Annotated in this window: 7 protein-coding genes; 3 read left to right on the plus strand and 4 right to left on the minus strand. The window is 62.3% G+C overall.

Annotated features, from left to right (window positions below):
* Positions 1 to 508: 508 nt before the first annotated feature.
* The 3 genes from NKJ23_RS25540 to NKJ23_RS25550 all read right to left on the minus strand — a co-directional run bounded on the left by NKJ23_RS25540 (position 509) and on the right by NKJ23_RS25550 (position 2,101).
* Positions 509 to 886, minus strand: a complete 378-nt coding sequence (locus NKJ23_RS25540) for a VanZ family protein (protein WP_352683193.1) — start codon at positions 884 to 886, stop codon at positions 509 to 511.
* A 654-nt stretch (positions 887 to 1,540) separates the two neighbouring features.
* Complete coding sequence (locus tag NKJ23_RS25545) at positions 1,541 to 1,807, minus strand: DUF6894 family protein (RefSeq protein ID WP_352448669.1); 267 nt, start codon at positions 1,805 to 1,807, stop codon at positions 1,541 to 1,543.
* A 102-nt stretch (positions 1,808 to 1,909) separates the two neighbouring features.
* Positions 1,910 to 2,101 (minus strand): DUF3606 domain-containing protein, encoded by a 192-nt coding sequence (locus NKJ23_RS25550; protein ID WP_352624329.1) that lies wholly within the window; start codon positions 2,099 to 2,101, stop codon positions 1,910 to 1,912.
* A gap of 422 nt (positions 2,102 to 2,523) precedes the next feature.
* Here NKJ23_RS25550 and NKJ23_RS25555 point away from each other — a divergent pair, with 422 nt between their 5' ends.
* The 3 genes from NKJ23_RS25555 (at position 2,524) to NKJ23_RS25565 (ending at position 3,935) form a co-directional block, all read left to right on the plus strand.
* Positions 2,524 to 2,823 carry a DUF1236 domain-containing protein gene (locus NKJ23_RS25555; RefSeq protein WP_352457747.1) on the plus strand — a complete coding sequence of 100 codons (300 nt, stop codon included), beginning with the start codon at positions 2,524 to 2,526 and terminating at the stop codon, positions 2,821 to 2,823.
* Positions 2,824 to 2,962: 139 nt separating this feature from the next.
* Positions 2,963 to 3,412: a hypothetical protein gene (locus NKJ23_RS25560; RefSeq protein WP_352457746.1), complete on the plus strand. Its 450-nt coding sequence runs from the start codon at positions 2,963 to 2,965 to the stop codon at positions 3,410 to 3,412.
* A gap of 181 nt (positions 3,413 to 3,593) precedes the next feature.
* On the plus strand, positions 3,594 to 3,935 hold the full coding sequence (locus tag NKJ23_RS25565; RefSeq protein ID WP_292663955.1) for a hypothetical protein: 342 nt from the start codon (positions 3,594 to 3,596) through the stop codon (positions 3,933 to 3,935).
* A gap of 64 nt (positions 3,936 to 3,999) precedes the next feature.
* Here the strand turns inward: NKJ23_RS25565 and ggt are convergent, their stop codons facing one another.
* The gene (gene ggt, locus NKJ23_RS25570; protein ID WP_352683196.1) at positions 4,000 to 5,736 is read right to left on the minus strand and encodes a gamma-glutamyltransferase; all 1,737 of its coding nucleotides are present in this window, start codon (positions 5,734 to 5,736) and stop codon (positions 4,000 to 4,002) included.
* Positions 5,737 to 6,000: the final 264 nt, after the last annotated feature.

The following is a 6,000-nucleotide window of genomic DNA, read 5'->3' on the forward strand; positions in this document are numbered from 1 at the left end:
CTGGTCCGATCAGAGCGTATCTGTGTATCCACTTATCCAGCTGACGAAACCTGTGTCAAGCACCGATGCTTGGCGCTTTAGAATTTCTCTTGTGAGAATAAGCACTTGGTAGGGGAAATCGGGCTAAGCACACTGTGATCGGCTAAGCCGCTGATCGGCCTACTTTTCAACGTCCGGCAAAAAGGCCCGCCGCTCCATTTGCGAAGCGGCGAGGCCCCATATTCGGGGACGATTGCCGGGATTTCCCGGCATTGCCTGCAGTGCAATTCAGGTGCCAGATTTGTTGATCCAAAACGGGTCACCGCACCGGAGGCGCCAACGCGGACCTTCCGCGATCACGCTACTGCCGCGCTTTGCCATTCCTGCTACGTTACTTTGCGGCGGACGTAATTTTTCCGCCTGGCCGGCGCCCCATCAGGCAACTTACCCCAACGCGCCCCCCAAGTGGCGCCGGCCATTTTCCCCTTATTGGGGCACGGGCGCGCCGATTCCGTTATGCGCTTTCGAGCTATGGCAATCCGCCGGCGAGCCGCTTTGTCCAGCCTGCAACCATCAGTCCGCACGCGATTCCCGCGCAGTCGGCCACCCAATCGAATAAATCCGGGTCGCGCCCTATCGGTTGCACGGCTTGAAGCCCCTCGATCGCCGCACCCGTGAGAACGAGGAGTACGATCAGCTTCGCCTTGCGTTCCGGCCAGCCGAGACTTCCGAGAGCCGCCAGGACGACGAAGGCGGCGGCGTGATCGAGCTTGTCGTGATCAAACGTGAAAGCCAGGCCAAGGCCCTGCAGGAGTTGCTCCGGCAGAAGGGCGAACAGCAGAACGCCGGCAAACGCGGCCGGAAAGGCAATCCTTGCCACGATCTGATAAGAATCCAGGCGCAACAAGGATAGAATGGCCTTTCGTCCGAAATCTGCAGCGAACACCGGCCGCTGAATCGAGAGCGAGCGCTGCGTCCAATTTCCGCCGTCGGGGCGTCCGGTGCATCGTCAGAATGAATGAATGCCTCGGGTCAGCCGCTGGCAGGCCGAACTGCTGGGGAGGGCTCTGCATGGTGTAGCTTCCGCGATCACGCAATTACCTGCTGCGCCAGCGCGGCTACAATCTGGCTGCGGCGGACCTGATTTCCGCTTGGCCGGCGCTGCGTCAGGGCACCTTACCCCATGCCACACGAATCGGCGCCGGCCAGAATTCCATCGATTGCGTGATGACCGACCCGCGTCAAAAAAGCCCGCCGCCCTGTCGGACGACGGGCTCCGTTGCCTGGGCGCCAGGGCGCCGCGGTAGCGACAGATGCTACTACTGCTCCCGCAGGTCTCCAATATGCTGCTGCCGAACGGCGTTGCGCATCGGCTAAACAAACGAAGCCCGCGCCTCTGGCGGAGGGCGCGGGCCGATCGGGTTGCACCCGATCTGCAGCAGAATCCTGGGAGGTTCCCGCTGCTTAAGATAACAATTAGAGACTTCTAATGTTCAGCGCCAGGGGAAGATGCCGCTACACCAGAAATCTGATGATGGTCGGCGCGATGATGATCGAGCCGTCAGTTCGTGCGCAAGTCGATCTGGAAAATCCGCTCGTCGAAGTGCCGCGTTTCAACGGCAAAGGTCAAAGCCACTTCAAGGACCAGACCGCCACGGTCGTCCCGGACCTTGACTGCAATCCTGCGATGAGGAAGGCCATCCCTGGCCATCTCGGCCAGTGTGCGAAGGGCTTCTTTCCTGACCAGCGGGAGATCGTCATATAACGTTCCCTGATCGTCGGAATAGACGATTCCGTCTTCATCGGAATCGAAGAAGTAGCGGGGCATTGCGCTTGGCCGAAGCGGCGGCATCCGGGCATGTTGTCGATAGCTGGCCGGATCTCGGCCGATCGCGATCAGTGCCTCTCCACCGTTGGCTTGGCCGCCAGCTCACTTGCGCTCGCGCAATGCCTTCACCGCCTGCGAGAGGATCATCCGGTCGCCGCCGGTCCTTTTGATCAGCTTGCTCACCTGGCTGGGCGAAACACCATTTTCCCGCGCGAAATGTTCGACCTCATAATATTCATCCGCCGAAACGCGATTGCGGTCGCTGAAGTCTCGCTTGCTCTTGTCGTCGGGCATTTCCGCTCTCCTCGCCCCTTCTCTTCGCTTCAGGGGGTCAACTTTGGTGCACGCAGCAATTTGAGGGTTCGCCCGCCACAAAGTGACGCGCGAACCCTTATCGGCGCAGGAAGGGACAGGGCTGCGCAGATGCCGGGTTCGATCGGAATGGAAACAGCCAGGACCGGTGCGAGCAACCGTCGACCTTTTCCATGGAATCCTCCCGGAATGTGCAGCCAGCAACGGCTAGGTGCCGCGGCGGTTCCGGGTCACGCGGCAAACCCACCCTTTGCGCGCAAGGATCAGACTTAGGTCCTGCGGCAACACGTCGGTTGGTCCCTCCCGGGCGGGACCGAAGCCCCGTCGACGGAACGTTTTCAGCTGCCTTCCGTTCGAATGAGCCTTGGCGCGAAGAGCGGACCGAGTTCGCAAAGGAGACGACCATGAGAATGCATCTTTCCACCGCGGTGGCGGGTTTTTTGCTGCTGGCAGGCATCGGCGCCGCTGCGGCGCAAGACGTTGTCATCGAACCGCAGCAGGAAACGGTCATCAAGGAGTATGTGAAAAAGCAGCCGCTGGCCTCGGTGAAAATCCCTGGGGTGGAGCTCAACATTGGCTCGACGCTCCCCGATACCGTCGAACTTCATGAAGTCCCCAGCGTCAAATACCGCTATGTCATCGTCGACAATCGCACCGTCGTGGTCGACCCAGGCACGCGCAAGATCGTCAAGATCATCGAGTGACGTGAAAGCTCGGGCAGTCGTCCCCCCCCGCTCGGAATTCCGCGGCGGGCGACGTATGCGTTAGGCGGTTCCTCGGCGTCGTCGCTCAGCAGGAACCCGCCGTACCGTCGAGGGCCGGGGGGCCTCACAGGCAGTTTCAATGCGAACAATCAGCAGACTTTTTGATTCCCATGACCAGGCGGCGCGTGCCGTCGAAGCGCTTCAGGCGGCAGGGATCGCCCGCCACGAAATCAGTGTCATCGGACCCTATGATGACGAAATCGGCGCCGTCTTGCGCGGTCCAGGCACCGGTGCCGCCCTTGGCGCGGCGGCCGGTTTGTTGGCCGGCCTCGGCGCGTTCGATATCCCCGGCATCGATCCCCTCGGCGCGGGATGGCTGGCCTCGGCCCTCGTCGGTGCAGTCCTGGGCGGCGTTGCCGGCAGGCTTTTCGGGACATCGTCCGGTACCGGCAAGCAGCCAGGCAAGCCGGATGCCGCACAAGGTGTGATCCTGGTGCTGGCGCATGTCGATGAAAGGCAGGCCGACACCGCACAGGCGGTGCTTGGGGCTTCCGTTCAGGCAACGCAGTCTTTGGCCAGGGCGGCATGAAGATTCAGCTCGGGCAAAGCGCTTGACCAGGCCGCGCAGCGGGGCGGCGATCCAAGCGCGAATTCAAAAATCTCTGGCAAGCCGTCGCCAGAAAGTGTTGAACACCGTGCCGATCACATTCGGCGAGCGGTTGCGCTCGGCGAGGCTTGATGATTTGCTGTCGGTTTGCGGAGAACGAATAATGCATGAGCCTGTCGGTCAAGACGAATATGGGTCGACCAGCCCGTTCGATCCGGACGATCTGTCGAGGTTGAACGCAATCGGCCCGAGCGCCGGCAGCAACGATTTCGAAAAATACGCAGTCGCCGTGATCATCGTGTTCGGCGCCCTGATCATCGGTGGCCTGATGGCTGCCGGCTTGAGCTTCGGGCGCCGCAGCACCTTCTTTTTCGCGCTTGGTGGCGCCACTGCAGCATGGATATCCGGCAATGCGCTTCTGCTCGACCGGCCGCGCATCTACGCGCTGTTCGTCGGCATCGCGGCGCTGATGCTGATTGCGTCGACAATCGCGCTGGTCACCTGAAGCAAGGCGCAATCTTCTTGTTTACCATGATCTTATCCGAAAACCGGTTCCCACTTTTTGGGGTTTAATACCCGATAGCCTTGCCGGCTGCGGCGCGGCTGTCGATGGCGCCATTGTAGCGGGCGCCGCCACCCTTCTCGATTTCCGCCAGGCTCTTGCCGCCGACCAGGATGCCGGCCGCCTGGCCCCAGGTCGTGTCGGCAAGATCGAGACGGTAGCCCATGCCGGTGAGCAGCTTTTCGGTATCGGGCGACAGGCCGAAAGGTTCGATATAGACCGTGTCGGGCAACCATTGGTGATGGATGCGCGGTGCGTCGATGGCCTCCTGGATGTTCATGCCGTGGTCGACGACGTTGACGATCGCCTCCAGCGTGATGGTGATGATGCGTGAACCGCCGGGGCTGCCGATGACCATGAACGGCTTGCCGTCTTTGGCGAGGATGGTGGGGCTCATCGACGACAGCGGCGTCTTTTTCGGCGCGATCGCATTCGCCTCGCCCTGGACCAGGCCATAGAGATTGGGCACGCCGGGTTTCTGGGTGAAATCGTCCATCTCGTTGTTGAGCAGGATGCCGGTGCCGGCGGCGACAACGCCGGCGCCGAAAGAGCCGTTCAGCGTGTAGGTTACCGCGACGGCATTGCCGTCATTGTCGATGATCGAAAAATGCGTCGTCTCGTTGCTCTCGCCAAAGCCCTTCGGCATCAATTCCTGCGAGACGCCGGCCCGGAACGGATCGATCTTTTCGCGAATTTCCCTGGCGTAGTTCTTGTCGAGCAGTTTTGCGACCGGATTGTCGATGAAGCCGGGATCGCCGAGCGCCGAATTGCGGTCGACATAGGCGTGGCGCATCGCCTCGACCATGACGTGAACCGTCTCGGCCGAACCGGCGCCGAGATAGGACAACGGATAGAACTCAAGCACGTTGAGGATCTCGCAGATGATGACGCCGCCGGAGCTCGGCGGCGGCGAGGAAATGATCTCGTAGCCGCGATAATTGCAGGTCGCCGGCTTGAGCTCGCGCACCGCATAGTTTTCGAAATCAGCCCTGGCCAGAATGCCGCCCTTTTCGCCACTCGCCTTGACGATGGCGTCGGCGGTCGCGCCTTTGTAGAAGGCATCCGCCCCGCGTTCGGAAATGGCGGCAAGCGAAGCCGCGAGATCGGGCTGAACAAGGCGCTCGCCGACAGCATAAGGCTTGCCGTCCGGCTTGAGGAAAATGGCCGCCGCCGCTGGGTCCCTCGCCAGCCGCTCCGCGCCGCCCAGGAGCGAGGCCGCATCGCCCTGCTCCAGAACGAAGCCTTCTTTGGCAAAGCGGATGGCCGGCGCCAGCAAGTCCTGCCGCGACAGCGTGCCGTATTTCTCCCGCGCCATCTCGAAACCAGCGACCGAGCCCGGCACGCCGACCGCCAGATAGCCGTCGAGACTGGCGCCTTTTACCGGCTTGCCGTCCTTGTCGAGATACATGGTTTTGGTCGCGGCCAGCGGCGCGCGCTCGCGAAAATCGAGGAAGGTCGAGCGGCCGTCCTTGAAGCGGATGGTCATGAAGCCGCCACCGCCGATATTGCCGGCGGTGGGATAGACCACGGCCAGCGCATAGCCGACGGCGACCGCGGCATCGACCGCGTTGCCGCCCTGCTTCAGCACCTCGACGCCGACCTCAGACGCAAGATGCTGGGCGGTCACCACCATGCCGTGCTCGCCCTTCGCCGGCTGCGGCGAGGCGGCATAGGCGAGGAAGGGTACGAAGGTCAGGGTGAGGGAAAGGCTTACGGCGATTAGGGTTCGGCGGGTGTTGCGCATGGCCGTCCTCCGAGGCGTGGGATAGGCCTAGGAAAGCCCTTTGGGGAGGTCGAGTCTACTGATAATGACGGGAAGATACGGCGAGGCTTCGCGCCTTCTATCAACACCTGGGGTTCCTCGCCCCATTCATGGGGGAGAGGTGGCCGCGAAGCGGCCCGAGAGGGGGCCTTCGTAGCGCGGCGGCCCCCAGCCCGGGGCGCGGGGGGCGCCCCCCCCCCCCCCCCCCACGAGGGGGGGGGCGGCGGGCACACGATAAAAAACAAA

The sequence above is a fragment of the Mesorhizobium sp. M0184 genome, assembly GCF_040322215.1.
GTDB lineage: Bacteria > Pseudomonadota > Alphaproteobacteria > Rhizobiales > Rhizobiaceae > Mesorhizobium.